General features: G+C 61.7%; 28 protein-coding genes. 18 read left to right on the top strand and 10 right to left on the bottom strand.

Translation table 11 applies throughout. The features are described from left to right. The first annotated feature begins 57 nt into the window (after nucleotides 1–57). Nucleotides 58–990 (top strand): LysR family transcriptional regulator, encoded by a 933-nt coding sequence (locus BHU62_RS12005; RefSeq protein WP_073532216.1) that lies wholly within the window; start codon nucleotides 58–60, stop codon nucleotides 988–990. Between the two features lie 3 nt (nucleotides 991–993). Here BHU62_RS12005 and BHU62_RS12000 read toward each other — a convergent pair whose 3' ends face one another. From BHU62_RS12000 to BHU62_RS11990, 3 genes are all read right to left on the bottom strand, one after another. Next, nucleotides 994–1,383 carry a YidB family protein gene (locus BHU62_RS12000; RefSeq protein ID WP_073532215.1) on the bottom strand — a complete coding sequence of 130 codons (390 nt, stop codon included), beginning with the start codon at nucleotides 1,381–1,383 and terminating at the stop codon, nucleotides 994–996. Nucleotides 1,384–1,478: 95 nt separating this feature from the next. Beyond that, nucleotides 1,479–1,727 carry a GlsB/YeaQ/YmgE family stress response membrane protein gene (locus BHU62_RS11995; protein WP_073532214.1) on the bottom strand — a complete coding sequence of 83 codons (249 nt, stop codon included), beginning with the start codon at nucleotides 1,725–1,727 and terminating at the stop codon, nucleotides 1,479–1,481. A gap of 14 nt (nucleotides 1,728–1,741) precedes the next feature. Beyond that, nucleotides 1,742–1,939 (bottom strand): glycine zipper domain-containing protein, encoded by a 198-nt coding sequence (locus tag BHU62_RS11990; RefSeq protein ID WP_073532213.1) that lies wholly within the window; start codon nucleotides 1,937–1,939, stop codon nucleotides 1,742–1,744. An 817-nt stretch (nucleotides 1,940–2,756) separates the two neighbouring features. Here BHU62_RS11990 and BHU62_RS11985 point away from each other — a divergent pair. Beyond that, nucleotides 2,757–3,176, top strand: coding sequence for a VOC family protein (locus tag BHU62_RS11985; protein ID WP_073532212.1), 420 nt, complete (start codon nucleotides 2,757–2,759; stop codon nucleotides 3,174–3,176). 16 nt (nucleotides 3,177–3,192) lie between these two features. On the opposite strand, the gene BHU62_RS11980 is transcribed toward BHU62_RS11985, so the two are convergent. Further along, the gene (locus BHU62_RS11980; RefSeq protein ID WP_073532211.1) at nucleotides 3,193–3,387 is read right to left on the bottom strand and encodes a hypothetical protein; all 195 of its coding nucleotides are present in this window, start codon (nucleotides 3,385–3,387) and stop codon (nucleotides 3,193–3,195) included. Between the two features lie 163 nt (nucleotides 3,388–3,550). Between BHU62_RS11980 and BHU62_RS11975 the strand changes: the two genes are divergently transcribed. Together BHU62_RS11975 and BHU62_RS11970 are read left to right on the top strand one after the other, a co-directional pair. Then, entirely contained in the window at nucleotides 3,551–5,104 is a 1,554-nt protein-coding gene (locus BHU62_RS11975) for a sensor domain-containing diguanylate cyclase (RefSeq protein WP_073532210.1), read from the top strand. Between the two features lie 495 nt (nucleotides 5,105–5,599). Continuing rightward, complete coding sequence (locus BHU62_RS11970; RefSeq protein ID WP_073532209.1) at nucleotides 5,600–6,493, top strand: Kdo hydroxylase family protein; 894 nt, start codon at nucleotides 5,600–5,602, stop codon at nucleotides 6,491–6,493. Nucleotides 6,494–6,534: 41 nt separating this feature from the next. Here BHU62_RS11970 and paaZ read toward each other — a convergent pair whose 3' ends face one another. Beyond that, entirely contained in the window at nucleotides 6,535–8,601 is a 2,067-nt protein-coding gene (gene paaZ, locus BHU62_RS11965) for a phenylacetic acid degradation bifunctional protein PaaZ (RefSeq protein WP_073532208.1), read from the bottom strand. A gap of 317 nt (nucleotides 8,602–8,918) precedes the next feature. On the opposite strand from paaZ, the gene paaA reads away from it, so the two are divergent. The 13 genes from paaA to paaY all read left to right on the top strand — a co-directional run bounded on the left by paaA (nucleotide 8,919) and on the right by paaY (nucleotide 20,209). Further along, nucleotides 8,919–9,857, top strand: a complete 939-nt coding sequence (gene paaA / locus BHU62_RS11960) for a 1,2-phenylacetyl-CoA epoxidase subunit PaaA (protein WP_201788370.1) — start codon at nucleotides 8,919–8,921, stop codon at nucleotides 9,855–9,857. Nucleotides 9,858–9,878: 21 nt separating this feature from the next. Next, nucleotides 9,879–10,166: a 1,2-phenylacetyl-CoA epoxidase subunit PaaB gene (paaB, locus tag BHU62_RS11955; protein WP_073532206.1), complete on the top strand. Its 288-nt coding sequence runs from the start codon at nucleotides 9,879–9,881 to the stop codon at nucleotides 10,164–10,166. A gap of 8 nt (nucleotides 10,167–10,174) precedes the next feature. Then, entirely contained in the window at nucleotides 10,175–10,933 is a 759-nt protein-coding gene (gene paaC / locus BHU62_RS11950) for a 1,2-phenylacetyl-CoA epoxidase subunit PaaC (protein ID WP_073532205.1), read from the top strand. A 9-nt stretch (nucleotides 10,934–10,942) separates the two neighbouring features. Continuing rightward, on the top strand, nucleotides 10,943–11,440 hold the full coding sequence (paaD, locus tag BHU62_RS11945) for a 1,2-phenylacetyl-CoA epoxidase subunit PaaD (protein WP_073532204.1): 498 nt from the start codon (nucleotides 10,943–10,945) through the stop codon (nucleotides 11,438–11,440). A 13-nt stretch (nucleotides 11,441–11,453) separates the two neighbouring features. Continuing rightward, nucleotides 11,454–12,512: a 1,2-phenylacetyl-CoA epoxidase subunit PaaE gene (gene paaE / locus BHU62_RS11940; RefSeq protein WP_073532203.1), complete on the top strand. Its 1,059-nt coding sequence runs from the start codon at nucleotides 11,454–11,456 to the stop codon at nucleotides 12,510–12,512. 8 nt (nucleotides 12,513–12,520) lie between these two features. Further along, nucleotides 12,521–13,294, top strand: a complete 774-nt coding sequence (paaF, locus tag BHU62_RS11935) for a 2,3-dehydroadipyl-CoA hydratase PaaF (RefSeq protein WP_073532202.1) — start codon at nucleotides 12,521–12,523, stop codon at nucleotides 13,292–13,294. 3 nt (nucleotides 13,295–13,297) lie between these two features. Next, entirely contained in the window at nucleotides 13,298–14,089 is a 792-nt protein-coding gene (paaG, locus tag BHU62_RS11930; protein ID WP_073532201.1) for a 2-(1,2-epoxy-1,2-dihydrophenyl)acetyl-CoA isomerase PaaG, read from the top strand. 2 nt (nucleotides 14,090–14,091) lie between these two features. Beyond that, nucleotides 14,092–15,621, top strand: coding sequence for a 3-hydroxyacyl-CoA dehydrogenase (locus BHU62_RS11925; RefSeq protein ID WP_073532200.1), 1,530 nt, complete (start codon nucleotides 14,092–14,094; stop codon nucleotides 15,619–15,621). After that, nucleotides 15,618–16,058 (top strand): hydroxyphenylacetyl-CoA thioesterase PaaI, encoded by a 441-nt coding sequence (gene paaI / locus BHU62_RS11920; protein ID WP_073532199.1) that lies wholly within the window; start codon nucleotides 15,618–15,620, stop codon nucleotides 16,056–16,058. Before BHU62_RS11925 ends, paaI begins: the two co-directional genes overlap by 4 nt. After that, nucleotides 16,055–17,260 carry a 3-oxoadipyl-CoA thiolase gene (gene pcaF / locus BHU62_RS11915; protein WP_073532198.1) on the top strand — a complete coding sequence of 402 codons (1,206 nt, stop codon included), beginning with the start codon at nucleotides 16,055–16,057 and terminating at the stop codon, nucleotides 17,258–17,260. The genes paaI and pcaF overlap by 4 nt, the downstream gene beginning before the upstream one ends. 15 nt (nucleotides 17,261–17,275) lie before the next feature. Beyond that, complete coding sequence (gene paaK / locus BHU62_RS11910) at nucleotides 17,276–18,583, top strand: phenylacetate--CoA ligase PaaK (RefSeq protein WP_073532197.1); 1,308 nt, start codon at nucleotides 17,276–17,278, stop codon at nucleotides 18,581–18,583. Nucleotides 18,584–18,661: 78 nt separating this feature from the next. Beyond that, nucleotides 18,662–19,600, top strand: coding sequence for a phenylacetic acid degradation operon negative regulatory protein PaaX (gene paaX / locus BHU62_RS11905; protein ID WP_073532196.1), 939 nt, complete (start codon nucleotides 18,662–18,664; stop codon nucleotides 19,598–19,600). A 12-nt stretch (nucleotides 19,601–19,612) separates the two neighbouring features. Continuing rightward, nucleotides 19,613–20,209 (top strand): phenylacetic acid degradation protein PaaY, encoded by a 597-nt coding sequence (gene paaY / locus BHU62_RS11900; protein WP_073532195.1) that lies wholly within the window; start codon nucleotides 19,613–19,615, stop codon nucleotides 20,207–20,209. 39 nt (nucleotides 20,210–20,248) lie between these two features. Here paaY and BHU62_RS11895 read toward each other — a convergent pair whose 3' ends face one another. The 5 genes from BHU62_RS11895 to BHU62_RS11875 all read right to left on the bottom strand — a co-directional run bounded on the left by BHU62_RS11895 (nucleotide 20,249) and on the right by BHU62_RS11875 (nucleotide 24,526). Next, nucleotides 20,249–21,646 carry an amino acid permease gene (locus tag BHU62_RS11895; protein ID WP_073532194.1) on the bottom strand — a complete coding sequence of 466 codons (1,398 nt, stop codon included), beginning with the start codon at nucleotides 21,644–21,646 and terminating at the stop codon, nucleotides 20,249–20,251. A 20-nt stretch (nucleotides 21,647–21,666) separates the two neighbouring features. Beyond that, nucleotides 21,667–22,854 carry an aromatic amino acid transaminase gene (locus BHU62_RS11890; protein WP_073532193.1) on the bottom strand — a complete coding sequence of 396 codons (1,188 nt, stop codon included), beginning with the start codon at nucleotides 22,852–22,854 and terminating at the stop codon, nucleotides 21,667–21,669. Between the two features lie 58 nt (nucleotides 22,855–22,912). Then, nucleotides 22,913–23,284 (bottom strand): RidA family protein, encoded by a 372-nt coding sequence (locus BHU62_RS11885; RefSeq protein ID WP_049201377.1) that lies wholly within the window; start codon nucleotides 23,282–23,284, stop codon nucleotides 22,913–22,915. Nucleotide 23,285: 1 nt separating this feature from the next. Continuing rightward, on the bottom strand, nucleotides 23,286–24,083 hold the full coding sequence (locus tag BHU62_RS11880; protein WP_073532192.1) for an alpha/beta hydrolase: 798 nt from the start codon (nucleotides 24,081–24,083) through the stop codon (nucleotides 23,286–23,288). 224 nt (nucleotides 24,084–24,307) lie between these two features. After that, entirely contained in the window at nucleotides 24,308–24,526 is a 219-nt protein-coding gene (locus tag BHU62_RS11875; RefSeq protein WP_073532191.1) for a glycogen synthesis protein, read from the bottom strand. A 210-nt stretch (nucleotides 24,527–24,736) separates the two neighbouring features. Here BHU62_RS11875 and gabD point away from each other — a divergent pair, with 210 nt between their 5' ends. After that, nucleotides 24,737–26,212: an NADP-dependent succinate-semialdehyde dehydrogenase gene (gabD, locus tag BHU62_RS11870; protein WP_073532190.1), complete on the top strand. Its 1,476-nt coding sequence runs from the start codon at nucleotides 24,737–24,739 to the stop codon at nucleotides 26,210–26,212. Nucleotides 26,213–26,266 lie beyond the last annotated feature (54 nt).

Here is a 26,266-nt window from a genome sequence, read left to right as displayed (position 1 = left end):
GCGGTAGAGGCGAGTTGCCACTAACACTAATAAGAAAAATTTAGAGGTGAGATCGACATGGATAAGCTGAACGCCATGAAAACCTTCATGCGGGTGGCGGAGCTGGGCAGCCTATCGGCCGCCGCTCGCGATCTGCGTTTGACGCAGCCGGCGGTCAGCCAGCAAATCGCCGGCCTGGAGCAGCAACTTGGCGCGCAGCTGCTTTTTCGCAGCACCCGAGCGGTGACCCTGACCGATGCCGGCAATGGTTACTATCAGCGCCTCAAACCGATTCTGGCAGCGGTCGACGAAGCGGAAGAAGCGCTGCACGGCCAACACCGTCTGCTGCAGGGCAATCTGCGTATTCACGCGCCGACCGGATTCGGACAACGGCATGTCACGCCGCTGGCGATCGCTTTTCAACAGCGACATCCGGCGCTCACCATCGAGCTGCTGCTGGACGATCGCCGCGCCGACGTGATCGGCGAAGGCATCGACGTGGCGCTGCGCTTTGGCGAATTACACGCGCCCGGCATGGTGGCAAAACGGCTGGGGGAGTTACAACGTCTACTGGTGGCGTCACCGGTTTATCTGGCGCGGCATGGCACTCCGCACACGCCGGCGGATTTGGCAGAACATGCCCATGTTCGTTATAGCGGTTTGAACGATGGCGACACGCTCACCCTACTCGGCCCGCGCGGCGCAGAAATGGTCGCTTTGCGGCCAACGTTCCGCGCGAACAATACCCTGTCGCTGCTGGCGGCCATCGAGGCGGGGGCCGGTATCGGCGGTGCGCAACGGCCGCTGATCGGTGAACAGTTGGCGACGGGTGCGCTGGTGCCCGTATTGCCGGAATACCGCTACCCGCCGATGGCGCTGCACGCGGTCTACCCCGCTTTGCGTTTTATTCCGGAGAAGGTGCGCGCCTGGGTGACGTATTTGCAACTGGCGTTGACGGAGATCGAGGGAATCAGCGGGGTGAATGCCCCCGGCCAGGCGCCGGGAGCATGAGCATTATTTGAACAGCTTACCGACCATCTCGCCCAGTTCATTGCCGTCTTGCTGCACTTCGCCGTTTGGCGAGGCGGCATCCGTCAACGTAGGCAGGAACTGTGCAATGGTGCTGGACGCCTGAGCCGGATCGACACCCAGTTTTTCGGCCAGTTGATTGATGGCTTCGCTGCCCAGCGCTTGCTGCACATGATCGCCGGTAATCTGCTGGTTTTCGCCATTACCGAGCCAGGAGCCGACGATATCGCCAAACTGCCCCTGACGGAATTTATCCAAAATAGCCTGCAGCCCGCCTTGTTGCTCGACCCATTGCATGATGGCGATATAGTCGATGCCTTTGCCGCTGGCGCCGCCGCCCAGAATGTTACCCAATACGCTATCGAACAGACCCATGATTTTCCCCTTTCAGCCGGCGCGGCCAACGCCGCGCCGCTGGATTGATTTCACGAAAAAGGGCCGCCGTGGCGACCCTGTTGAGCAACGGCTGCTTAGCCTTTGATCTTCCTGTAGACAAAAAGCACCACCAGAGCACCGACTATCGCCACCACAAAGCTGCCCAGGTTAAAGCCGTCAACGCGCCCCATACCGAAGAAGGTGCTGATATAGCCGCCGACGACGGCACCCACGATCCCCAGTATAACGGTCATGATAAAGCCGCCGCCGTCTTTGCCCGGCATAATCCATTTGGCCAGGATACCGGCGATTAAACCAAAAATGATCCAGGAAATGATGCCCATCTTTACTCTCCCTATTACCTTTTGCCTAACAGAAATCCTATTACCAGGCCCACGACGGCGCCGGCGCCTATCCCCGCCCAAGGATTATCCTTGATGCAGGCACATGATTGCTCGAGCGCCGCTTTTACACCGCTGCGCATTTGGCAGGCAGTGGTTTTAACGTAGTCGCTCGGTTGCTCAACACCGTTTTCTTCGTCATTTGCATATGACATGTCAAATCCTTACAGACCCACCCTCTGAGAATTGCGTCACATGTTTCACGCCCGGCGCCGCCCGCCCACGATCTTGCTCTGAGCAACCCGCCCACAGCCGATCAATGCAGGGCATACGGCGACAAACGCATTACTTCACACTATGACTATAGTAAAAAATCAGCGGTTTACCCATTTCCGTCAGTCTGAATTTGGCTGTGCGAAAAACAATCAAATTTCATCTAACTGTCATCTCGCCAGACTAAACTTTATGTTAACAGTGTGGAGGAAATGCCATGTTCAATGCGCCGTTTGTCCTGATTCTCGCTCTGCTCTACGCGTTGGCCGCCGTCTGGGATGGTTCCGCTGCGTCACTGTTTTTTTAAGGTTACATAGCGATTGTCACTTTTGCGATGCGCTTAATTGTGTCTTTATTTTTCAGCGGCGCCAGCCGGTTGAAATAGCGGAAAATACCCGCCCTTCCCTCGGTAAAAATCTCATTTCATTCCGCTTTCCGCCCGCACTTAAATAAAGCGTCAAAACCGTTTTAATGGAAAAATTCATTCCCGAGATGACGTTTTATCATGATTTTCATAACAAATTTTCTTAAGGTGCGAGGGGAGGATAGATAAGGAAGCCGCACGGGGAACTTCCGCCGATAGCGCCTTTCGCGCCAGGCCGAATACGCAAGGCGATGAGCCGATCCCCCTCGCGCAAGCATTCTGCGCCAAGGGAACTACACTAATAAGTCACCGACGGCAATCATTGCCGCCTGCAACCTTTTCTTCCCGCCCGAGGGCCGGTCGTTGCCTGTCGGGCCACAACCGAGGTCACTGTCATGCTGGTACAACCCTATCTGTTTTTCAGCGGTAACTGTGAGCAGGCGATTAACTTCTATGTACAACAGCTGAACGCCAAAATTGAAATGGTCATGCGTTACAAAGACATGCCAGAAGAAGCCAGGCAAGGCGGGCCGCAGGAGGCCAACCCCGAAGCGATCATGCACGCGCGTCTGCTGATCGGCGACGGCGTGCTGATGGCCTCCGACGGCTGCCCGCAAGATGAGAGCGGCGCCCCTTCCCACAAGGGATTCTCACTGTCGCTGAACCCCAGCGATGCAGAACAAGGGCGCAAACTGTTCGACAACCTGGCGCAAGGTGGCCAGGTAACGATGCCTTATCAAGCGACCTTCTGGGCCAAAGGATTCGGCATGCTGACCGACAAATTCGGCGTCAACTGGATGATCAACGTCGAATAGCCCCGCCCTGGCGCCGCTAGCTGTAGTGGTGCCAATCGTAAGCGGTTTTGGCGAACAGCGCGAACAACAACATCAACAGTACCAGGCCCAGCCGCCAGTACGGCGACTGGCGCCGCCGCCAGGCGAAGAACATCATCACCGCCAGCCCCCCTAACGTGATCGGGTAATACGCCGCCAGCGTCAGTAAACCGATAATGATGTAATCCGACATCAACGTTCTCGCTCCGTAGGCTGTCCGCGCCGCCGTTGACACAGGTTATGACCTTCCTTTCCCGGCATCGCCGCGTTAAGGGCTAGTGGTCTGGCGCATTTATGCATAAAATATAGGATTGCTCTTAACTCAAATTGAATAGAAATCGCATAACAAGGGTGACATGACTCAGCAGCAACCCATACAGGATGCCGTGCCGCCGCGCAGCGTTAAAAACTCTCCATTATTATTTCAGGCCGGCGTGTTTGTCATCATCGTTGCCGCCACACTGATTGTTTTTAACAGCTGGCAAATCTGGAACGCACACCAGCGCGATCTGCGCAGCGCCGAACATGAATCCGCCAACCTCGCCCGCTCTCTGGCGCAACACGCTGACGATACCTTCATGCAGGTGGACGGCAACCTGCTCGACCTGACCGAGCGCATCCAGACCGACGGGTTGGGCCAGCCGCAGCAAACGCGGCTGCAACGGGTCATGCAAACGCAGGTCGGCAACCTGCCGCAGTTGCACGGCTTGTTTATCTACGATTCTCGCGGCCGCTGGCTGGCGACGTCCTCGGGTAAATTCATCAAAAATGCCAACAACGCCGATCGCGATTACTTCAAATATCATCAAAACCGCAACGGCGCCGGTCTGTACATCGGCAAGGTGATCCGCAGCCGCACCACCGGCGATCTGATCATCCCCGTTTCCCGGCGTTTCAATAACCCGGACGGCAGCTTTGGCGGCGTGGTGCTGGCGACGCTGTACGTCGACTATTTCCGCCAGTTTTACGACAGCTTCGCCCTCAACACCGACGCCTCGTTGAACCTGCTGCTGGCGGACGGCACTATCCTTTACCGCCGCCCTTACTCGGCGGCGTCGATCGGTAAAAACATCGCCAAAGGCGTGCTGTTCAGCGAGATTTTGCCGCATTCAGAATTCGGTAATGCCACCATCACCTCGCTGTACGATAAAGTGGAACGCATTTACGGCTATTCACGGGTCAACCGCTTTCCGCTGGTGATCGCCGCCGGGCTGTCGAAACGCGACGCATTGGCGGACTGGCGCAGCGATGCCGGTCTGTTCGCCGTGGGCGGCCTCTCCCTACTGATTATCCTGCTGGCGATGGGTCTGGTGCTGCTGCGGCAAATCAAGCACAGCATGCAAACCGAAGCCGAGCTGATGCACACCCGCGATCAGCTGACCAGCATCAATCAAATGCTCGAAGAACTGGCGCTGCTGGACAGCCTGACCGGCCTGGCTAACCGCCGCCAGTTTGATATTGCGCTGAAAAATGAGCTGGCGCGAGCCTCGCGCAACTACCGCAGCGTGGCGCTGCTGATGCTGGATATCGACTATTTCAAGCAGTACAACGACAGCTATGGTCATGTAGCCGGCGATCAGTGCCTGCAGCAGATCGGCCAAACGCTGAAGGGCCTGGCGTGCCGCAGCAACGACATTCTGGCGCGCTACGGCGGTGAAGAGATGGGGATTATCCTGCCGGACACCGACGTCCAGGGCGCGCTGATTTTTGCCGAACGCGTCATCAACGCGGTGCGCGATCTGAAGATCCCCCATCAAGGCAACCCGCACGGCATCGTTACCATCAGCATCGGCATCTGCGCCAAAGTACCGCATATGTACAACGATACGCCGATTAGCTTTATCAATGAGGCGGACAGCGCGCTGTATCAAGCCAAGAAAAAAGGCAAAAACTGCATTTACGGTGCTTAATCAATAATCGGGCCGCTGCGTACAAGCGGCCCGCATTATTTGCCCGGCAATAATGAAATAATTTCCCTCCGAAACATTATCCCGCCTGTCTTATCTCACTTTCTGAATAGAATAACGGTAAAAAATAACCAGGCTATTTATTTCCATTAAAATTCAATTAGATAAAAAACACACTAATAAACGGGCAATTCGTGCCTTTTTTGATTATTCGTGCCTACGCCGGGCCTCGTTTAAGCACCGTTTACTTTTCATTGGCATTGCGGGTGATACCCTTAACCCGATTATTCTAAATATCAGGAAGCCATCGCACGCTTCGGCGCAATGCGCCCTGCTGATAAATCCATAATAGAACCCATAAATTTCACGTTGCAATTGGGTGACCGACGCAGATATTCCAGGCGTCGCTCCAGCCAGCCACTGCGCAAACCAGTGCAGCCAACCACGCGGCAACCTGAAAGGCGGGAATAAAGCGATATAGATTTGCGAGGAGATCTCATGCCTACTGGCGATATCATGCGTGAACAGGCCGTACTGACACTGCCGCTGCAACAATGGGCGGCGGCAGAAGCGTCCAGCGCGGTCAGTGAACTGGAACAGGGCAAAGTCCTGTTTCTGCCTGAACTGGCCTTCACGCTGGCTGAACAGGAAATGCCGCTGCTGGATCCGGCGCTGGTCGATCCGAAGCGCAAGAACATCAGCTATCAGCCGCTGTCCGGCAAGCTGACCGGCGTCGCCGTCGCGGAACGCCGGCAGCAGGTTCAGCACCTGCTGGAACGCTATTACCAATCTTGCCGTCAGTTGATCGCCGGGCTGTTGCCCGAGTATCAAGAGGCGCTGCACCACCCGACCGGTAGCCTGCGGTTGCATCCGGTTTCCGCCTGGCGGGCGAACAGCTCCTGGCGTAAAGACGACAGCCGGCTGCACGTTGACGCTTTCCCTTCGCGCCCGAACTACGGCGAGCGCATTCTGCGCATTTTCACCAACATCAACCCGCACGGTGAGAATCGTCAATGGCGCGTCGGCGAACCTTTCCCTGAACTGGCGGAACGCTTCATGCCGCGTCTGGCCCGCTATTCGGCGTTAAGCAGCTGGCTGCAGCATCAGGTGCGCATCACCAAAACCCGCCGCAGCCATTATGACCACCTGATGCTGCAATTGCATGACGCCATGAAGGCCGACGGCGACTATCAGCAACGGGGCCCACAGCTGGCGCTGGAGTTTCCGCCGGGCAGCAGCTGGATTTGCTTCTCGGATCAAACGCCGCACGCCGCGATGGGCGGCCAGTTTATGCTGGAGCAAACCTTCCTGCTGCCGGTGAATAAAATGCAGGATCCGCAGCGTTCACCGCTGAAAGTGCTGGAGCAGCTGCGCAGTCAGCCGCTGATCTGAATGGCCCACCGCCGCCGGCAACTCCGGCGGCGGCGAACGCATCACGCCTCGAAATCCCCCTGCTGGCGCGCCACCAGCGTCAGAATGCTGTACAGCGCCACCGGCTGTTGCTCCTGATTCAACACCTGTACATCCCACACCACTACGCCGTGCGGCCGATCTTCGGCGGTTTTCTGCGGCTTGCGGATTTTCTTCTTGCAGGTCAGCCGCACCTGAATGGTGTCGCCGATCTTCACCGGTTCGATAAAGCGCAGATTTTCCATGCCGTAGTTGGCAATCACCGGCCCGACGGCGGCGTCGACAAACAGCCCTGCCGCGGCGGACACCACAAAGTAACCGTGCGCCACCCGCTCGCCGAACAGCGAGTCGGCGGCACCGATCTTGTCCATGTGCGCGTAGAAATGGTCGCCGCTCAGGCAGGCGAAGTTGACGATATCCGCTTCGGTCACGGTGCGGCGCGCGGTCAACAGGCTGTCGCCCAGCTGCAGTTGCTCGAAGTATTTACGGAACGGATGCACCGGATGCTCGACGACCGGCGCACCGCGCACCCATTCGCCACCGATGGCCGCCAGCATCGCCGGGCTGCCCTGGATCGCCGTGCGCTGCATATAGTGTTTCACCGCGCGCAGCCCGCCCAACTCTTCACCGCCGCCGGCACGCCCTGGGCCACCGTGCACCAGCATCGGCAACGGCGAGCCGTGGCCGGTGGATTCCGCCGCCGCCTGCTCATCTAAAATCAACATGCGGCCGTGGGCACAGGCCGCCGCGCGAATAAAGCGTTTGGCCAATGCCGGATCGGCGGTCACCAGCGATCCCGCCAGGCTGCCTTGCCCCAACAGCGCCAGCGCAATCGCCTGCTCGGTATCCGCATACGGCATCAGCGTCGCCACCGGGCCGAAGGCCTCGGTGCCGTGCACCGCCTGATGGGTGAACGGATCGGCACAATACAGCAAGGTCGGCGGGTAAAATGCGCCACCGCGCGCACCGTCGCCCAGAACTTCCAACTTATCCAGCGCCGCGCCGCACAGCGGCTCGCAGCCGTTGCGTAACAGGAATTCCACCTTGCTTTGCACATCGTCACGCTGTTCGTGGCTGACCAGCGCCCCCATGCGCACCTGCTCCAGCTGCGGGTCACCCACCGTCACCCCCGCCAGGCGCTGCAACAAGGCCTGACGCACCGCCGTCACCTGCGCTGCCGGCACGATGATGCGGCGAATCGCGGTACATTTCTGCCCCGCCTTGGCGGTCATTTCGCGGCACACCTCTTTGATAAACAGCGCAAACTCCGGCATCTCCGGCGTCACATCTTCCGCCAACACGCAGCAGTTGAGCGAATCCGCTTCCATGGTGAACGCGATCGATTTCTCCAACAGGCGCGGGTGCGCGCGCAGCCGCTGCCCGGTCTGCGCCGAACCGGTAAAGGTCACCGCATCCTGGTAATCCAGGTGCGCAAACATGTCGCCGACGCCGCCGCACACCAGTTGCAGCGCCCCTTCCGGTACCAGCCCGCTGTCGACGATCAACCTGACCATCGCCTGCGTCAATTGCGCAGTGGCGGTGGCCGGCTTGATGATGGCCGGCATGCCCGCCAGCCAGGTCGGCGCCAGTTTTTCCAGCATGCCCCAGCACGGGAAGTTGAAAGCGTTGATGTGCAGCGCCACGCCGGGACGCGAAGTCAACACGTGGCGGGCGGCGAACTGCGCCTGTTTCGACAGCGGGATCAGCTCGTCTTCCGGCCACAGCGTATCGTCCGGCAGCTCGCGACCGGCCATGCCGGCATAGGCGAACAGCGTAGCGATGCCACCTTCGATATCGACCCAGCCGTCGTTGCGCGTCGCCCCGGTTTGGTAGGAAATCTGATACAGCGCTTCTTTATGCGCCAGCAGATGTTTCGCCACCGCTTTCAGCATTTGGGCGCGCTGCTGGAACGTCATGTGCGCCAGCGCAGGGCCGCCGCGGCTGCGCGCATAGCTCAGGCTCGCCGCCAACGGCAGGCCGTCGGAGCAGACCTGGTACAACGCTTCGCCGGTTACGGCGTGGTGGATCTCGCGGCTCTCTCCCTGCCCATACACCCAGGCGCCAGAAAGATAACTGTGTAACTGCTGCATGTGCCCTCCGAAATTCATAAATTTTCACCATACAGCTTAATTACGTATCACATAAATGCCAGTCGACGCCAAACCAAATTTTAACAAAAAAAGAACAAAAGGCGCTTACAGACCGTTTCCCCTGCCGTAAACATAAAGTTTACGCCTTTATTTATTATTATAAATCAATCAATTAACAATGCACCCTGTGAGTAACCTCGCAAAACCACATGAATCACGTTTGATCTTTTTGTTATCAGTTTGTAGCCTTATGGTTAGTTAAAGTGATTCACATTTTTGTAATTAATGTGAAAAACACGAATCACCAAGAGGCAAGCATGACAACTGACGCACAGTATCAGCAGCATTTCGACGACAAGATCGCGGCGGATATCGCCATCGAGGCCAAGGACTGGATGCCGGACGCCTACCGTCAGAACCTGATTCGGCAGATAGGCCAACACGCCCACTCCGAAGTCATCGGCATGCTGCCGGAAGCCAACTGGCTGACGCGCGCCCCCACGCTGCGCCGCAAAGCGGTGCTGCTGGCCAAGGTGCAAGACGAAGCCGGCCACGGCCTGTACCTCTACAGCGCCGCCGAAACCCTCGGCTGTTCGCGCCAGGACATCTACCAAAAGATGCTCGACGGCAAGATGAAGTATTCCTCGATCTTCAACTACCCCACGCTTAACTGGGCGGATATCGGCGTGATCGGCTGGCTGGTCGACGGCGCCGCCATCGTCAACCAGGTGGCGCTGTGCCGCGCCTCCTACGGCCCCTATGCGCGGGCAATGGTGAAGATCTGCAAAGAGGAAAGCTTCCACCAGCGCCAAGGCTACGAAGCGGTGATGGCGATGGCCAACGGCAGCGACGCGCAGCGCGCCATGCTGCAAGACGCCATCGATCGCTTCTGGTGGCCGGTGCTGATGATGTTCGGCCCAAGCGACGCCGACTCCCCTCACAGCGCCCAGAGCATGGCGTGGAAAATCAAACGCCACAGCAACGATGAGCTGCGGCAGAAATTCGTCGACAACACCGTGCCGCAGCTTGAGGCGCTGGGCATGACGGCGCCGGACCCGAGTCTTATCTGGGACGCCGCCGCCGGCCACTATCGCTTCGGCGAAATCGACTGGAGCGAACTGCATGAGGTGATCAAAGGGCGCGGCCAATGCAACCACGAACGCCTGCAGGCCAAACGTCGCGCCTGGGAAGACGGCGCCTGGGTGCGCGACGGCGCCATGGCCCACGCGGCGAAAAACGCCGCCTCCGCCGCATAGCCAACATAAGGAACCGAGATCATGAGCCACGTTGAATGGCCGCTGTATGAAGTGTTTATCCGCAGCAAACAAGGGTTGGCGCATCGCCACGTCGGCAGCCTGCACGCCGCCGACGACCAAATGGCGCTGGAAAACGCCCGCGACGCCTACACGCGCCGTAACGAAGGCTGCTCTATCTGGGTGGTGCAATCCCGCCATCTGATCGCCTCGCAGCCGGAAGATCGCGGCGCGTTCTTCGAGCCGTCCGAAGACAAGATCTACCGTCATCCGACGTTTTACACCATTCCCGACGGCATCAAGAACATGTAGAGGCGACCATGACGGTTAACGATCCGCGCATCAGCTATTTGCTTCGTCAGGGCGACACGCCTCTGATCCTCGCCCAGCGCCTTTGCGCCTGGTGCGGCCACGCGCCCGAGCTGGAAATCGATCTGGCGCTGGCCAACATTGGGCTCGATCTGCTCGGCCAGGCGCGCAACTTCCTCGGCTACGCCGCCGAACGGGCGGGCCCGCCCTGCAGCGAAGACAGCCTGGCCTTCGGCCGCGACGAACGCCAGTTTCATAACCTGTTGCTGGCAGAGCAGCCGAACGGCGGTTTCAACGACACGCTGGTGCGCCAATTCCTGCTCGACGCCTACCACGTGCAGCTGCACCGGGCGCTGAGTTGCAGTCGCGATACGCAGATCGCCGCCATTGCCGCCAAGTCATTGAAGGAAGCCGATTATCACCTGCGCTTCAGCCACGGCTGGATGATCCGCCTGGGCGACGGTAACGACATCAGCCACCGTAAGATCCAGCAGTCGCTGGATAACCTGTGGCGCTTCACCGCCGAGTTGTTCCACGCCGACGCGCTGGAGCTTGAACTGGCGGAACAAGGCATCGCCGTCGATCCGCGCACGCTGCAGGCCCCTTGGCAGGCGCAGGTGGAAGAGACACTGCGCCAGGCGACGCTGGCGCTGCCGGCCGAACAGGCGTTCCGTCACGGCGGCAAGCAAGGGCGGCACAGCGAACATCTTGGCCCGCTGCTGGCAGAGATGCAGTTCCTGCAGCGCGCCTATCCAAACGGCCAGTGGTAGGAGGCCGCAATGAACGTCACCCGTTTGCAACCCGCCGAAATTCCGCAAATCTGGCACTGTCTGCAACAGATCAGCGATCCCGAGCTGCCGGTGCTGTCGATCACCGATTTGGGCATGGTGCGCGACGTAGCGCGCGACGGCGACGGCTGGCGCGTGACCTTCACCCCAACCTATTCCGGCTGCCCGGCCACCGAGTTCTTGCTCAACGCCATCGAGCAGCAGCTGGCAGCCGCCGGCTTCAGCCCGGTGCAGGTGGACATTCGCCTCAGCCCGGCCTGGACCACCGACTGGATGAACGCCGACGCCCGCGAGCGGCTGCGGCAATACGGCGTGGCGCCGCCGCAGGGCCACACCTGCGATCGGCCGCACGCCCACGGCCCGGTGGCCTGCCCGCGCTGCGGCAGCACCCACAGCGAGAAGATCAGCGAGTTCGGTTCCACCGCCTGCAAAGCGCTGTACCGCTGCTGCGACTGCCGGGAACCGTTCGATTATTTCAAATGCATATAGGAGCGCTGACACCATGACGGTCTTTCATCGCCTGAACGTCGCCGCCATCGAGCGCGAAACGCCGGACGCCGTAGCCATCACCCTGCGCGTGCCCGAAGAGCTGCAAAACCAATACCGCTATACCCCCGGCCAGCACCTGACGCTGAAGGCGTTGATCAACGGCGAAGAGCTGCGGCGTTGCTACTCCATCTGCAGTTCACCGCAGGAAGGCCTGCTGCAGATCGGCGTGAAGGCGATCGATCAGGGCCGTTTCTCCGGCTTCGTCAACCGCATGCTGAAGGTCGGCGACGCGCTGGAGGTGATGGTGCCGCAAGGGCGCTTCGGCTATCAGCCGCAGGCGGAACGCCACGGCAACTACCTGGCGATCGCCGCCGGTTCCGGCATTACGCCGATGCTGTCGATCATCAAGGCGACGCTGCAGCTCGAACCGGGCAGCAGTTTCACCCTGATCTACGGCAACCGCAACAGCCGTTCGATGATGTTCAAAGAGGCGTTGTCGGATCTGAAAAACCGCTACCCGCAACGTTTTCAGCAGCTGTACCTGTTCAGCCAGGAGAACCTCGACAGCCCGCTGCTCAGCGGCCGCATCGATCGCGAGCGCCTGACGGCGATCGGCGGTGCGCTGTTGGATTTCCGCGACTATGACCACGCCTTCATCTGCGGGCCGGAATCGATGATGGACGACGCGCAAACCGTGCTGGAGCAGGCCGGCGTGCCGGCCAACCACATCCACAGCGAACGCTTCAACACCAGCGGCCTCGCCGCCCGCCCGCGCAGCAGCGGCGATCGCAACGCCACCCGGGTGGCGATCCTGCTCGACGGCCGCCGGTTGGATATCGAGGTCGGCGAACAGGACGACAGCATCCTCGACGCCGCGCTGCGCCAGGGCGCCGACCTGCCCTACGCCTGTAAAGGCGGCGTGTGCGCCACCTGCAAATGCCGTCTGAAGGCCGGCCAGGTGGAGATGGGCGTCAACTACAGCCTGGAGCCGGATCAGCTGGCGGCGGGCTACGTATTGAGTTGCCAGTCGTGGCCGAAAGGCGATGGCGTGGTATTGGATTTCGACGTCTAGGAGCCGAGATGGACACTCCGTTTATTTTGCGCCAACAGCGACACCGCGTGGTCACGCTGACGCTGCACCGCCCGGATGCGCGCAACGCCCTGAGCACGCCGTGCCTGGAGCAGCTGGTTTATCTGCTGGAACAGGCCGACGCCGACAGCGGCGTGGGTGCCGTCGTGCTCGCCGGCGCGGCGCGCTTCTTCGCCGCCGGCGCCGATCTACGCGAGCTGCAACAACAGGATCTGCCGGCCGCGCTGGCGGATCGCCGTCCGCAGCTGTGGCAACGGCTGGCGCAGTTCAGCAAGCCGCTGCTGGCGGCGGTGAACGGTTATGCGCTGGGCGCCGGCTGCGAGCTGGCCCTGGCCTGCGACATCGTCATCGGCGGCGAAAGCGCTCGCTTCGGCCTGCCGGAGATCACCCTCGGCTTGATGCCGGGGGCCGGTGGCACTCAACGCCTGATCCGCTGCGTCGGCAAGTCGCGCGCCAGCCAGATGGTGCTGACCGGCGAGGCCATCGACGCCCGCACCGCGCTGCAGGCTGGCCTTATCAGCGAAGTGTGCGTCGATGCCCTGACGCTGGAACGCACGCAACAGATTGCCGAACGCATCAGTCGTCAGGCGCCGCTGGCGCTGCGCGCCGCCAAACAGGCGCTGAAACAGGCCGAGGAAACCGGCCTTAGCCAGGGGTTGGCGATGGAGCGTCAACAGTTTGTCACCCTGGCCGCCACCGACGATCGCCGCGAAGGCATCGCCGCCTTTTTCGAAAAACGTACGCCAAACTATCAGGGGCGCTGATTTATGGATAACGCATTGATTCTCAGTCATCTCGACGCCGGCGTGTTGACGCTGACCCTCAACCGACCGGATCGGCTCAACAGTTTTAACGACGAAATGCATCGCCAGTTGAGCGAGGCATTAACGCAAGCCGAGCGCGACGACAACGTGCGCTGCCTGCTGATCGCCGGCGCCGGGCGCGGTTTCTGCGCCGGGCAGGATCTCAACGATCGCAACGTCAGCGCCGATCAACAGGCGCCGGATCTCGGCCTGTCGGTCGAACGTTTCTACAACCCCTTGATCCGCCGCCTGACCGCCCTGCCGAAGCCGGTGGTGTGCGCGGTCAACGGCGTGGCGGCCGGCGCCGGCGCCGCGCTGGCCTTGGCGTGCGACATCGTCATCGCCGCCGACAATGCCGGCTTCATTCAGTCGTTCTGCCGTCTGGGGCTGGTGCCGGACTCCGGCGGCAGCTGGTTCCTGCCGCGGCTGGCCGGCCACGCCCGCGCGATGGGCATGGCTATGCTGGGTGACAAAATCAGCGCCCAACAGGCGCTGGAGTGGGGCATGATCTGGCAGGTGGTGCCGGCGGAGGAATTGGCCGATCGCAGCCAAACGCTGGCGCGCCATCTGGCCACCCAGCCGACTTACGGTCTGGGGCTGATCAAGAAAGCCATCTACAGCTCGGCCACCAACAGCCTCGATCAGCAGCTCGATCTGGAGCGCGATCTGCAACGCTTGGGCGGCCGCAGCGACGACTATCGTGAAGGCGTCAGCGCGTTCTTCGCCAAACGCACGCCAAACTTCAGCGGGAAATAATCATGAACGCGCCCCTTCTTAGCGGCCGGGTCGCGGTGATCGGTGCCGGCACCATGGGCATCGGCATCGCCCAGGTGGCCGCCGCCGCCGGCCACCCGGTGCAGCTGTTCGATATCGCCCCCGCCGCCGCCCAACGCGCGATCGACGAACTCGCGCGCCGTTTGCGGCAGCGGGTCGACAACGGCAAGGCCGACGCCGCAACCACCGAAGCGCTGCTGGCGCGCCTCGAACGCGCCGATTCGCTCGAGCAACTGGCCGACTGCGCGCTGGTGATCGAGGCGGTGGCGGAAAACCTGACGATTAAACAGAGCCTGTTCCGCGATCTGGAAGCGGTATGCTCGCCCGTTACGCTGTTCGCCAGCAATACCTCCTCGTTGTCGATCACCGCCATCGCCGGCGCATTGCAGCACCCGGAACGCATGGCCGGGCTGCACTTCTTCAACCCGGCGCCGCTGATGAAGCTGGTGGAGATCGTCAGCGGTCTGGAAACCGGTGCCGAGACCCTCGCCGCATTGCAGGCGCTGGCGCAACGCTGGGGCAAACAGGGCGTCCTGTGCCGCTCGACGCCGGGATTCATCGTCAACCGCGTGGCGCGGCCGTTCTATGCCGAAGCCCTGCGCGCGCTGGAGGAACGGGTGGCCGACGCCGCCACGCTGGACGCGGTGCTGCGCGACGCCGGCGGTTTCGCCATGGGCCCGCTGCAACTGACCGACCTGATCGGCCAGGACGTCAACTACGCCGTGACTGAATCGGTGTATCAGGCTTTCTACCAGGATCCGCGCTTCACCCCTTCGCTGGTACAGCAGGAACTGGTGGCCGCCGGGCGCCTGGGCCGCAAATCCGGCCGCGGCTTCTACCGCTATGACGCGCAGCGCCCCGCCGCCGAGATCGCGTTTGCGCCGCCGGCGCAGGCCGCGCTGCCGCAACGCGTTACGCTGCACGGCGACTGGTCGTCGCTGGCCGATTTGGCACAACTGTTAAGCGAAAATGCGGCGGCGATCAAACAACCTGGCCAGACCAGCCCGCACGTCACGATCGATGACGTTACACTGATGTTAACCAATGGTAAAACCGCCGACCAACTGGCCGACGAACGTGGAACGCCCGTGGTGCTGTTCGATCTCTGTGCCGACTATACACACACCCCTGCCATCGCCATCAGCTGCGCAGCGCAAAACGGCGCGCAACACAATGCCAAAGCGATTCGCCTGCTGCAGTCCCTCGGCAAGCAGGTCATCCCGTTGCCGGATTACCCCGGCCTGCTGACGATGCGCACCCTGGCCATGTTGGCCAACGAAGCGCTCGACGTGGTGAACAAAGGCGTCGCCAGCGCTGAAGATACCGATCTGGCGATGCTGCGCGGCGTCAACTACCCGCGCGGGCCGCTGGCCTGGGGCGCCGCCCTCGGCTGGCGCCACATTCTGGCGACGCTGGAAAACCTGCAACGCCATTATGGTGAAGCGCGCTATCGCCCGATGCCGCTGCTGCGCCGCTATGCTTCCCCCGCCGCTTTCCCAGGAGCCGATCGATGAACGCCAATACGCCGCGCGCGCTGGCTCAGCGCTGCGCCGAACAGATGTTCCAGCAAGACACCTGCGCTCAGGCGATGGGGATGCACATCGATGCGGTCGACGCCGGGTTCGCTCAGGTCAGCATGACCGTCGGCCCGCAGATGCTCAATGGCCACCAAACCTGCCACGGCGGCCAACTGTTCAGCCTGGCGGACACCGCTTTCGCCTACGCCTGCAACAGCCAAGGGCTGGCGGCGGTGGCCTCCGGCTGCAGCATCGACTTCATCCGCCCGGCGCTGGCCGGCGATCGACTTACCGCCAGCGCGGAGGTGCGTCATCAGGGCAAAGCCACCGGGCTGTACGACGTCGAGATCGTTAACCAACTGGGCAAAACCGTCGCCTGGTTCCGTGGCCGCGCGCACCGCCTCGGCCACCGCATTTTAGGAGATCAGGCATGAATCAGGCATTTATCTGCGACGGCGTGCGCACCCCGATCGGCCGCTATGGCGGCGCACTGGCACAGGTGCGCGCCGACGATCTCGCCGCCCTGCCGCTGCGCGTGCTGATGGAACGCCATCCGCAGGTGGATTGGGCGCTGCTGGACGACGTGATCCTCGGCTGCGCCAATCAGGCCGGGGAAGACAACCGCAATCTGGCACGCATGGCGCTGCTGCTGGCCGGGCTGCCGGTCGGCGTTTCCGGCACCACGGTGAACCGCTTATGCGGTTCGGGCCTGGATGCGCTGGCGATGGCGGCGCGCAGTATCAAAGCCGGCGACGCCGGGCTGCTGCTGGCCGGCGGCGCGGAGTCGATGACCCGCGCGCCGCTGGTGATGGGCAAGGCCGACAGCGCCTTCAGCCGCCAGGCGCAGCTGTACGACACCACCCTCGGCTGGCGCTTCGTCAACCCGCGGATGCAAGCCGAGTTCGGCACCGATTCGATGCCGGAGACCGCTGAAAACGTCGCCGCGCAGTTCAATATCAGCCGCGCCGATCAGGACGCCTTTGCGCTGCGCAGCCAGCAGCGCGCCGCTCGGGCGCAGGCGCTGGGCCATCTGGCGCAGGAGATAGCCCCCGTCAGCCTCACCGGCAAAAAAGGCGCGGTCACCCTGTTCAGCCAGGATGAACACCCGCGTGCCGACACCACCTTCGATCAACTGCAGGCGCTGAAAACCCCGTTCCGCCAACCCGGCAGCGTCACCGCCGGCAACGCCTCGGGCCTGAACGACGGTGCGGCGGCCCTGATCGTCGCCTCCGAAGCGATGGCGGCGCGCCAGGGGCTGACGCCGCGCGCGCGCATCGTAGCCACCGCCACCTGCGGCGTGGAGCCGCGGCTGATGGGCATCGGCCCGCTGCCGGCCACCCGCAAGGTGCTGGAAATCGCCGGGCTGAGCCTGGCGCAGATGGATGTTATCGAACTGAACGAAGCGTTCGCCGCCCAGGCGTTGGCGGTGATGCGTCAGCTTGGCCTGCCGGACGATGCACCGCAGGTCAACCCCAACGGCGGCGCGATCGCTCTGGGGCACCCGCTGGGCATGAGCGGCGCGCGTCTGGCGCTGGCAGCCCTGTTTGAACTGGAACGGCGAGCCGGCCGCTATGCGCTTTGCACCATGTGCATCGGCGTAGGCCAAGGCATCGCCATGATCATTGAGCGTGTCTGACCCCTGAGGCTAACCATGACAATAAATCCACAGCCCCTCGATACCATTGAATTCGCCTCGCGCGATGAGATTGAAGCGTTGCAGTTGGCGCGTCTGAAATGGACGCTGCACCACGCCTACGACAATGTGCCGATGTACAAACGCAAGTTCGACCAGGCGGGCGTGCACCCCGACGATCTCAAGCAGCTGAGCGATCTGACGCGCTTCCCCTACACCACCAAGCAGGATCTGCGCGACAACTACCCGTTCGACACCTTCGCGGTGCCGATGGAACAAGTGGTGCGCATCCACGCCTCATCAGGCACCACCGGCCGCCCGACGGTGGTGGGTTACACCCAGCGCGACATCGATAACTGGGCCGATATCGTCGCCCGTTGCCTGCGCGCCGGCGGTGCCACCGCCAAAGACAAGGTACACGTCGCCTACGGCTACGGCCTGTTCACCGGCGGCCTGGGTGCGCACTACGGCGCGGAACGGCTCGGCGCGACGGTGATCCCGATGTCCGGCGGCCAGACGGAGCGCCAGGCGCAGCTGATCCTCGATTTCAAACCCGACATCATCATGGTGACGCCGTCCTATTGCCTGACGCTGATCGACGAGCTGGAACGCAAGATGGGGGGCGACGCGCGCGGCTGCTCGCTCCGGCTCGGCGTCTTCGGCGCCGAACCCTGGACCGAAGCCCTGCGCCACGAAATCGAAACCCGCATGGGCATCAAGGCGCTGGATATTTACGGCCTGTCGGAAGTGATGGGGCCGGGCGTGGCGATGGAGTGTCTGGAAAGCGGCGGCGGCCCCACCATCTGGGAAGACCATTTCCTGCCGGAGATCATCTGCCCGGAAACCGGCATCACCCTGCCGGACGGCGAGCACGGCGAACTGGTGTTCACCACCCTGACCAAAGAGGCGCTGCCGGTGATCCGCTACCGCACCCGCGATCTTACCCGGCTGCTGCCGGGCGACGCGCGCCAGATGCGCCGCATGGGCAAGATCACCGGCCGCTCCGACGACATGCTGATCATCCGCGGCGTCAACGTCTTCCCGTCGCAGGTGGAAGAACAGATCATGCAATTCGAGCAGCTGTCGCCGCACTATCAGCTGCAGGTCAGCCGCAGCGGGCACCTGGACACGCTGGCGGTGTGCGTCGAGCTGAAAGAGTCAGCGCTCAGCCTCAGCCATCAGCAGCGTTGCGACATCTGCCACCAACTGCGTCACCATATCAAATCGATCATCGGCGTCAGCACCGACGTCAGCATCGCCAACTGCGGCGATATTCCACGCTCGGAAGGCAAAGCGCAGCGCGTGGTCGATCTGCGGCCGCGCTGAGGCGCACGGCGTCACGGATGACGCCGCCCCAAATTATGGTAATGTTGTGGCTCATCGAAGGCTAACCCATGGAAAAATATGGAACATAAACTGGATGAGTTCATTCGCCATGCCGTCGACGCGCAGCCGATCAGCGGCACCTCGCTGATCATTTCGCTGTACGGCGACGCACTCAGCCACCGTGGCGGCGAAGTGTGGCTCGGCAGCCTGAGCGCGCTGCTGGACGCCTTCGGCTTCGGCGATCGTTTCGTGCGCACCTCGGTGTTCCGCCTGCAGAAAGAGGGTTGGCTGGCGGTGGAGAAAATAGGTCGCCGCAGCTTCTACCGGGTGACCGAACAGGGGATGCGCCAATTCCGCCATGCCGAATCGAAGATCTATCTGCGCGAACAGCCCGCCTGGGACGGCAAGTGGGAGCTGTTGCTGCTGGAAAACGCCGAAAAAAACGAGCGCGCGCGGCTGAAGAAAGAGCTGGGCTGGCTCGGGTTCGGGCAAATCGCCAACAACCTGATGGCGGCCCCCACCCATGCGCAGACCGACGTGCCGGCGCTGCTCGGCGAACTGAACGCCAGCGAGCAGGTGATCTACTTCCGCGCCGATTACCCCTACAACCGTTCCGAGCAAACCCTGCAAAACCTGGTGGCCGACTGCTGGTCGCTGAGCGAGGTGGCGGCCGGTTATCACGAGTTTATCGTCTCCTTCCGGCCGCTGATGGCGCTGTTGCGCGAGGCCGGCCCGGCGGCGCTGACGCCGCTGCGCTGTTTCCAGATTAAGCTACTCTTGATTCACTTCTTCCGTCGCGTGGTGTTGAAAGACCCGCTGCTGCCGGACGCGCTGCTGCCCGCGCAGTGGGAGGGCCAAATCGCCCGCAATCTGTGCATCAATCTCTATCAGCAGGTCGATCGCGCCGCGACGGAGTACGTCAGTGCGCTGGCGGAAACCACCATCGGCGCCCTGCCCGCGCCGGCCGCCGGCTACTATCGGCGCTTCGGCGGCCTGCCGCGCGACCCTACACTTTAAGGAACCCACGCTATGCCTGTGTATCAGATTGACGGCCTGACGCCGGTCGTTGACCCCAGCAGTTACGTGCACCCCACGGCGGTGCTGATCGGCGACGTGATCGTCGGCAAGCACGTGTACATCGGCCCGAACGCCAGCCTGCGCGGCGATTTCGGTCGCCTGGTGATTTGCGACGGTGCCAACATTCAGGACAACTGCGTGATGCACGGCTTCCCGCAGCAGGACACGGTGGTGGAAGAAGACGGTCATATCGGCCACGGCGCCATCCTGCACGGCTGCCGCATTCGCCGCAACGCGATGGTGGGCATGAACGCGGTGGTGATGGACGGCGCGGAGATCGGCGAGAACACCATCGTCGGCGCGATGGCGTTCGTCAAAGCCGCAGCGGTAATCGAAGCCAACAAGCTGGTGGTCGGCAGCCCGGCGCGCGTGCTGCGCGATCTGACCGAACAGGAACTGGCCTGGAAGGTCGCCGGCACCCGCGAGTATCAGGATCTGGTGCAGCGCTGCAAATCCTCGCTGCACGAAGTGGCGCCGCTGACCGCAATTGAGCCGGGCCGCCAACGCCTGAGCTTCGGCGACCACCTGATCCCGAAAAGCCGGCTGTAATCCCCGGGGCTGAGGCACGCCTCAGCCCCCCCCCCCGCATTACTCCACTTCCGGTGTCTTGAGTGGTGACGGCGCAGGCGCGCGGCGGCTCTGGAAGCGGTAGGCCACCACCAGCAGCAAGGTGAACGGAATGCCGAACCACAGCGTCATACGGAAGAATTCGGTAAACGCCGTCGAAATCATCAGCGCCGCCATCAGCCCGCCGCCGAGCAAGGTGGTATAAGGGAACCCCCACATGCGGAATTTCAGGTGAGTGTGCCGGTGCCTGCGGCGGAAGAACAGGTGGGTGACGAAAATCATCAGCCAGGTGAAGCAGGCGCCATACACCGAGATAGACATCATGGCGGCGAACGAGGTTTCCGGCGCCACCAGGCTCAGCACGATCGACACTACGATACCGATGCACGACATTGCCAGCGCATTGACCGGAATGCCGCGCCGGCTGACGCGCCCCAATGCCGCCGGTGCCTGCCCGGCACGCGACAGCGAGAACATCATGCGGGTGGTGATGTACAGTTGGCTGTTCATCGCCGACAGCGCCGCCACCAGCACGATAAAGTTGAAAATACCGGCGGCGGCGGGCAGATGGATCACGTTCATCGCCATCAGGAACGGGCTTTCGCCGGTGCCGGACTGGCGCCAGGGCACGATGGCCAGCATCAAGGCGATCGACAACATATAGAAGATGAACAGCCGCACGATGGTGCCCTTGAACGCCGCCTTCACCGCAATCACCGGGTTTTTCGCCTCGCCGGCGGCCACCGCGATCATTTCAATGCTCAGGTAGCTGAAAATGGAAACGATCACCGCGAACCACATGCCTTTGACGCCGAACGGCATAAAACCGCCGGCGGTCAGGTTGCGCAGACCGTAGGCCGGGTTGCCCGAGAACGCCAGAATGCCGATGCCGATCAGAATAAACGCCACGATCGCCGTCACTTTGACGGTGGACAGCGCGTATTCCACCTGGCCGAACGACTTCACGCCGATCACGTTGATGACGATCACCGCCGCCGAGAACAGCAACACCCACGGCCAGGTCGGCGTCGCCGGGAACCAGAATTGCATGTACATGCCGATGGCGGTGACTTCGGTGCCCACCGCCAGCACCACACAGGACCAGTAAGAGTAGCGCACCAGAAAGCCGAACAGCGGGCCAAGGTAGAATTCAGCGTAGTCGCCGAACGAGCCGGGCGTCGGGTGTTCGGAGGTCATTTCCGCCAGGCTGCCCATCAGCAGCAGCGCAATAACGCCGCCGATCAGATAGCTCAGCAATACCGACGGCCCCGCCATCTGAATGGCATAGGCGCTGCCGAGAAACAGCCCGGTGCCGATGGCGCCGCCGATCGCCAGCATCGACATCTGCCCGGCGGTAAGATGCTTGTTCAACCCGCCCTGACGGCGGGCGATATGCTCAAAATCATTCATCTGTGGCATGGCTGAGTTCCTGAGCGAAGTTAGGCGGTACGGGTGACGTCGAGGATGGCGCCGGTCACGTAGTCGATGTTGCCGGGGTTAAGCCCTGGCAGGCACATGCGGCCAGGCGAAACCAGATAGATGGCGTAGCGTTGCCGCAGGGTCTGCAATTGCGCTTCGTTCAGGCCGGTATAGCTGAACATGCCGCGCTGATCGCGTATGCGCCGGTGATCCAGCGAAGAGCCGCCCCGCGCCAGGCCGGCGGCCAGCTGCTCACGCATCTGCTTGATGCGCACGCGCATTTCCGCCAGTTCATGGCGCCAAAGCTCACCGAGTTCGGCATCACCGAGCAGGGTTTCCACGATCTGGCTACCGTGCGTCGGCGGGCAGGAGTAGCTGCGGCGGATCAGCGTTTTTAACGCCCCTTTGACGTTGGCGGCGTTTTCCACATCGGCGCAGCGCACCGACAGCGCGCCCAGCCGCTGGCCGTACAGCGCCACGTTTTTGGAAAACGAGTTGCAGACCAAAAACGGCAGATCGGTTTTCAGCGCTTCGCGCAACGCAAAGCAGTCCTCCTCCAACCCGTCGCCGAAGCCCTGATAGGCAATGTCGAACAGCGGCAGCAGATTACGCCGCTGCAGCACGGTGAGCGTGGCACGCCACTGCTCCGCCGTCAGATCGGTGCCGGTCGGGTTATGGCAGCAAGGATGCAGCAAGACCACGCTGCCAGGCGGCAGACTGTCCAGCGCGTCGAGCATGGCGGCAAAGCGCAGGCCGCCCGCCGCTTCGTCAAAGTAGGGATAGGTATTCACGCGCAGCCCGGCGCCTTCGAAAATCGCCCAGTGATTGGCCCAGGTGGGATCGGACACCCAAATTTCGCTGCGCGCCAGAAAGTGGCGCAGAAAATCCGCCGCCAGCTTCAGCGCGCCGGAGCCGCCGACGGTCTGCACCGTGGCGATATCGGCCGCCTGCCGCTCGCCGAACAGCAGCGTCTGCACCTGGCGGGCGAACTGCGGCGAACCTTCGATCGGCGGATAGCCGTGCGGGCGATGCAGCGCCAGCAAACGCTGCTCGGCGGCCTCAACCGCCTGCATCAGCGGAATATTCCCCTGCTGGTCGTAATAGAGCCCAATGCCTAAATTCACTTTTTTCGGATGGGGATCCTGCAAATAGGCTTCCATCAGCGACATAATCGGATCGGCTGCAGAAGGTGCAATCTGTTTAAACATGACGCATCCTTAACTCGTTATTGAATTAATATAAAGACGGACTTAATGAGAAATTAAATCAGGCGATGGCGCTGACGGTAATTTCTATTTTCATTCCCGGCACCACTAATTTCTCGACAATAACCGTGGAGCGATTGGGATAAGGATAATTAAAGTATTTCCGGTAAATATCATCGAGCAATTTAACGTCGTTGACGTCGGTGAGATAAACGATTACCTGCAGCACCTTATCGCTGTGGCTACCCGCCGCCTTCAGCGTCTGCGCCAGGTTGTCGAAGGTCAGCGCAATCTGTCGCTCCGGCGCGCCGGTCTCGATACTGCCGTCCGCACGCACCGGGCCGTGGGCGGTAAACAGCATGCCGCCGCCCCGGGTGGCCCAGGAAAAAGGCTGGCCGATATCCGGTAGCCCGGTCTCTACGATCTCGCGCATGTCAGTGTTCCCCATGATGATCAAGTTGGCGAAGCAGCGCGCCGTCGGCGGCGAACAACGCATCCAGAATGGTGAAATGGTTGGCACCGGGCACCGCCACCAGGTCGGCCGGCACCCCGCGTTGTCGCAGCACCGCGTGATAGTGCTGCGACTGGCCGATCAATTCCGGCAACTCGGCCGCGCCGTAATACAGCGTGAGCGGCTTGCTGCGCGCCGGCAGGTGGCGCGCCGGGCTGAGCGTTTCAATCTGCCGGGCGCTCAGCTGCAGCGCCCGGTTGACATAACTCTCTTGCAGCGGTGCCAGCTCGAACAGGCCGCTGATGGGAAAGACCGCATCCACCAACGCATGCTGCTGCCAAAACGCCGCCAGATGCCCGCCGGCGGAATGGCCACACAGGTAAACCGGATGGGCGTAGTGCGGCGGCAGACGGCGTTGAATGGCATCAAGCGCCGCCCCCACCTGCCGACAAATTGCGTCAAGATTCACCGCCGGCGCCAGCGCGTATTCCACCAGCACCACGTCAAAGCCCAACGCCAACGGCCCGGCGGCGATAAAGGCAAAATCCGCCTTGTCGCAGAATTGCCAATAGCCGCCGTGAATAAAAATTAACGTCCCCTGGTGCTGCTTTGCAGAATAGAGCCAATCAACCGTCTCGCGCTCGCTTTCACCATAAGCCATATTCTTTTCATGACGCGTCTGATTATAAATAGCCGCACTGCGCGTTTGGAGTGAAGTCAAAATAGCGTCTTCATTATCCACCGTAGCGCCGTTGTCATAGCTCCCCGCAAGTTGTTTCATATATTAAACTTCGTTTATTATTTAAGATGTGAATTAACTATTAGCACCGGCAAAATTATTGTCAAGACGGGTATATCAGCAATGCGCGCCCGGTAAAATAAAACAACACAGGCGGCGGAAAAGTTTAACCCATGAAACTTTTTGCGCTTATTTTCCCTCGCGGCGAGCGAGGCGTGGCGCCGCTGAAATGAAAAGCCCCGCTGCGGCGGGGCTGAATCGGGGAATTACAGGCTGTGTTCAGCCGCCGATGCGGCCTGATAAAGCTGACGAAAATAACGCAACCGCGCAAAGAACAGGCGGCTTTGCTGCTCCGACATATTGCCGGCCACCTGCCCGGCGTCAATCTGCCGCCCTTGCCATTCCATCAGGGCGATGCTCGACGCCAAAAAATCCATTTCGCTGCCGCCGTAGGCCGCGAGATGTCTATCCACTGATTTCATCATTCGCACACTCCTTTTAATCACATCGAAAAGGGTCATATGCCTGCGCCTTCAGTATTGACCCGGTGACGGATATTTTTTGTACAGAAGGTGCTCATGGTGAAAACCGTCATCTTGTCGCCTCTGCGGCAAACGGCGGCAGCAAAGTTTGCTAGGGTAAAGGGTAGCCGTATGGAATAGACCATTCTGTTGAACTCAGCAAAGGAGAGACCCATGAGCACCCGCATCAGCGCCACCCTCAAAGATCCCACGCTGTTCCGCGAGGCCAATTACATCGACGGGCAATGGCTACCGGTCAAAGAAGGCCGCTCGATCGCCATTCATAACCCCGCCAACGGCGAGCTGGTCGGCCACGTGCCGGCCTTCGGCGCCGAAGAAACCGCCCGCGCCATCGCCGCCGCCAAGAAAGCGCTGCCCGCCTGGCGCGCGCTGACCGCCAAAGAGCGCGCCGGCAAGCTGCGCCGGCTGTTTGAACTGATGATGGAAAATCAGGACGACCTGGCGCGCATCATGACGGCGGAACAGGGCAAACCGCTGGCCGAAAGCCGCGGCGAAATCGCCTATGCCGCCTCCTTTATCGAATGGTTCGCCGAGGAAGGCAAACGGGTCTACGGCGACACCATTCCGCAGCCCCAGGCGGGCCGCCGCATCATCGTGCAGAAAGAGCCGATCGGCGTGTTCGCCGCCATCACCCCGTGGAACTTCCCGGCGGCGATGATCACCCGCAAAGCCGGCCCCGGCTGGGCGGCGGGCTGCACCGGAGTGATCCGCCCCGCCAGCCAGACCCCGTTCTCGGCGCTGGCGATCGCCGTGCTGGCGGAGCGCGCCGGGCTGCCCGCCGGGGTGTGCAACGTGATCACCGGCCCCAGCAAGGGCATCGGCGGCGAACTCACCGCCAATCCGGATGTGCGTAAACTCTCCTTCACCGGCAGCACCGAAGTCGGCGCGCAGCTGCTGGCCCAGTGTGCGCCCACCATCAAGAAAACCAGTATGGAGCTGGGCGGCAACGCGCCGTTCATCGTGTTCGACGACGCGGATCTGGATGCCGCCGTGGCCGGCGCAGTCGCCTCCAAATATCGCAACGCCGGCCAGACCTGCGTCTGCACTAACCGTTTTCTGGTACAGGACGGCGTGTACGACGCCTTCGCCGCCAGGCTGAAAACCGCCGTCGCCCAGCTGAAAGTCGGTAACGGCCTGGATGACGGCGTCACCATCGGCCCGTTGATTAACCAAAGCGCGGTAGAGAAAGTGCGCGAGCATATCGCCGACGCCGTCGAGCACGGCGCATCGGTGCTGCTGGGCGGCCAACCTGACGCGCTGGGCGGCAATTTCTTCACCCCGACCATCCTGACCGACGTACCGCGCACGGCGAAAATCTTCCGCGAGGAGACGTTCGGCCCGGTGGCGCCCCTGATCCGCTTCAGCCAGGAAGCCGAAGCCATCGAATTGGCCAACGACACGCCGTTCGGCCTGGCCGCTTACTTCTACAGCCGCGACATCGGCCGGGTGATGCGCGTGGCCGAAGCGCTGGAGTACGGCATTGTCGGCATCAACGAAGGGCTGATCTCCACCGAGGTGGCGCCGTTCGGCGGCATGAAGCATTCCGGTTTAGGCCGTGAAGGCTCAAAATACGGCATCGAGGACTATCTCGAGATCAAATACCTGTGCCTTGGCGGTTTGGGCGCTTGATGCGATCGGCCTCCGCGTCTGCGGGGGCCCTGTCTGGCGGATCCGGAAAGCCTT

Source organism: Serratia marcescens, assembly GCF_001902635.1.
GTDB lineage: Bacteria > Pseudomonadota > Gammaproteobacteria > Enterobacterales > Enterobacteriaceae > Serratia > Serratia marcescens_F.
This window is presented reverse-complemented; position numbering and strand designations above follow the sequence as displayed.

Coding starts and splice junctions, on each gene's coding strand:
- paaF (WP_073532202.1), top strand. CDS start 12,521: ATGGACACTCCGTTTATTTTGCGCCAACAGCGACACCGCGTGGTCACG.
- paaE (WP_073532203.1), top strand. CDS start 11,454: ATGACGGTCTTTCATCGCCTGAACGTCGCCGCCATCGAGCGCGAAACG.
- BHU62_RS12000 (WP_073532215.1), bottom strand. CDS start 1,383: ATGGGTCTGTTCGATAGCGTATTGGGTAACATTCTGGGCGGCGGCGCC.
- paaG (WP_073532201.1), top strand. CDS start 13,298: ATGGATAACGCATTGATTCTCAGTCATCTCGACGCCGGCGTGTTGACG.
- paaK (WP_073532197.1), top strand. CDS start 17,276: ATGACAATAAATCCACAGCCCCTCGATACCATTGAATTCGCCTCGCGC.
- pcaF (WP_073532198.1), top strand. CDS start 16,055: ATGAATCAGGCATTTATCTGCGACGGCGTGCGCACCCCGATCGGCCGC.
- BHU62_RS11875 (WP_073532191.1), bottom strand. CDS start 24,526: ATGATGAAATCAGTGGATAGACATCTCGCGGCCTACGGCGGCAGCGAA.
- BHU62_RS12005 (WP_073532216.1), top strand. CDS start 58: ATGGATAAGCTGAACGCCATGAAAACCTTCATGCGGGTGGCGGAGCTG.
- paaI (WP_073532199.1), top strand. CDS start 15,618: ATGAACGCCAATACGCCGCGCGCGCTGGCTCAGCGCTGCGCCGAACAG.
- BHU62_RS11890 (WP_073532193.1), bottom strand. CDS start 22,854: ATGTTTAAACAGATTGCACCTTCTGCAGCCGATCCGATTATGTCGCTG.
- BHU62_RS11975 (WP_073532210.1), top strand. CDS start 3,551: ATGACTCAGCAGCAACCCATACAGGATGCCGTGCCGCCGCGCAGCGTT.
- paaD (WP_073532204.1), top strand. CDS start 10,943: ATGAACGTCACCCGTTTGCAACCCGCCGAAATTCCGCAAATCTGGCAC.
- BHU62_RS11995 (WP_073532214.1), bottom strand. CDS start 1,727: ATGGGCATCATTTCCTGGATCATTTTTGGTTTAATCGCCGGTATCCTG.
- BHU62_RS11985 (WP_073532212.1), top strand. CDS start 2,757: ATGCTGGTACAACCCTATCTGTTTTTCAGCGGTAACTGTGAGCAGGCG.
- paaX (WP_073532196.1), top strand. CDS start 18,662: ATGGAACATAAACTGGATGAGTTCATTCGCCATGCCGTCGACGCGCAG.
- BHU62_RS11880 (WP_073532192.1), bottom strand. CDS start 24,083: ATGAAACAACTTGCGGGGAGCTATGACAACGGCGCTACGGTGGATAAT.
- paaZ (WP_073532208.1), bottom strand. CDS start 8,601: ATGCAGCAGTTACACAGTTATCTTTCTGGCGCCTGGGTGTATGGGCAG.
- BHU62_RS11970 (WP_073532209.1), top strand. CDS start 5,600: ATGCCTACTGGCGATATCATGCGTGAACAGGCCGTACTGACACTGCCG.
- gabD (WP_073532190.1), top strand. CDS start 24,737: ATGAGCACCCGCATCAGCGCCACCCTCAAAGATCCCACGCTGTTCCGC.
- BHU62_RS11980 (WP_073532211.1), bottom strand. CDS start 3,387: ATGTCGGATTACATCATTATCGGTTTACTGACGCTGGCGGCGTATTAC.
- paaY (WP_073532195.1), top strand. CDS start 19,613: ATGCCTGTGTATCAGATTGACGGCCTGACGCCGGTCGTTGACCCCAGC.
- BHU62_RS11885 (WP_049201377.1), bottom strand. CDS start 23,284: ATGCGCGAGATCGTAGAGACCGGGCTACCGGATATCGGCCAGCCTTTT.
- paaB (WP_073532206.1), top strand. CDS start 9,879: ATGAGCCACGTTGAATGGCCGCTGTATGAAGTGTTTATCCGCAGCAAA.
- BHU62_RS11925 (WP_073532200.1), top strand. CDS start 14,092: ATGAACGCGCCCCTTCTTAGCGGCCGGGTCGCGGTGATCGGTGCCGGC.
- paaA (WP_201788370.1), top strand. CDS start 8,919: ATGACAACTGACGCACAGTATCAGCAGCATTTCGACGACAAGATCGCG.
- paaC (WP_073532205.1), top strand. CDS start 10,175: ATGACGGTTAACGATCCGCGCATCAGCTATTTGCTTCGTCAGGGCGAC.
- BHU62_RS11895 (WP_073532194.1), bottom strand. CDS start 21,646: ATGCCACAGATGAATGATTTTGAGCATATCGCCCGCCGTCAGGGCGGG.
- BHU62_RS11990 (WP_073532213.1), bottom strand. CDS start 1,939: ATGTCATATGCAAATGACGAAGAAAACGGTGTTGAGCAACCGAGCGAC.